This is a genomic window from Bartonella sp. CR84HXZ, from assembly GCF_042194535.1.
GTDB classification, from domain to species: Bacteria; Pseudomonadota; Alphaproteobacteria; order Rhizobiales; family Rhizobiaceae; genus Bartonella; species Bartonella grahamii.
Genome location: NZ_JBHIMY010000107.1, coordinates 1 through 862 on the forward strand (window position 1 = coordinate 1; position 862 = coordinate 862).

General features: G+C 33.9%; 2 protein-coding genes. Both read right to left on the reverse strand.

Annotated features, from left to right (window positions below; translation table 11 throughout):
- On the reverse strand, positions 1-713 hold a 713-nt coding region (locus ACFIKD_RS09630; RefSeq protein WP_375647935.1), incomplete at its 3' end, for a type IV secretion system protein.
- Positions 710-853, reverse strand: coding sequence for a TrwH protein (locus tag ACFIKD_RS09635; RefSeq protein ID WP_375647937.1), 144 nt, complete (start codon positions 851-853; stop codon positions 710-712). The genes ACFIKD_RS09635 and ACFIKD_RS09630, both read right to left, overlap by 4 nt.
- Positions 854-862: the final 9 nt, after the last annotated feature.

Consider the following 862-nt stretch of genomic DNA (forward strand, 5'->3'; position numbering starts at 1 on the left):
GGCATCCCTTTTTTTTCATGGTCAAAAATTTTCATATCAAGTTCGCGTCTTTTCCTTTTGATAAGTGATTGCTCAGCCTTACGTAAATGCGTTATCGTTTGTATCGTTATAGATTCATTTTGGATCATGGCTAATGAACCATCGATATGTGCTTGAAGATCTGCAATATCTTTCAGGTTTTCTTTTGTTTGAAGAGCATCAAATAGGCTTTTGAGGTATTTAAAACGATTTTCTACTTTTTCAAAACTTTTCAAAGTTATAGCTTTATTTAGTAGCGAAAAAAATTCTAAACGCTCAAAAAGCAACTTGCCCATTCGATTAAAAGGCTCAGAAATTTTGTCTTCGTCCTTCAATACCTTTTGATATGATTCCCTTGAAAGCTCATCTTTCTTATAGAGCGATTCTGGTTCTTTGAGAAAAAAACTAGAAAAGTCTATTTTCTGAGGTGCAGTTTTCTGACTCTTTGTTATAGCTTGATAGTTTTTTTCTGTTTGCGAAAGTTGTTCTTTTTTCAACTCAAGCTGTTTTTTTAAGAGCTCAATAATTTCCCCTTTTTTTAATAGATTAATAAGCTCCAGATATTCTGCTGGTGAAGCAGCTGGTGATGAGGAGGCGAAAGATACGCTTATACTTGCGTCATTTGCATATGCTGGAGCTAGATTCAGCATTCCCCAAATGGTAATCATTCCTGTTATAATAAGAATCTTTCTCATATACTTGCTCGCTTGATTTCGTTAGGGATTGTTTTATTAATAGGCACACGGTTCCTATCATTGGGCTGTTTTAGCTTTGGTGCTAATACACAAGCCGATAAAATGTTTGCAATCAAAATTACAAGAATGATATTTTTCATTTTAATATG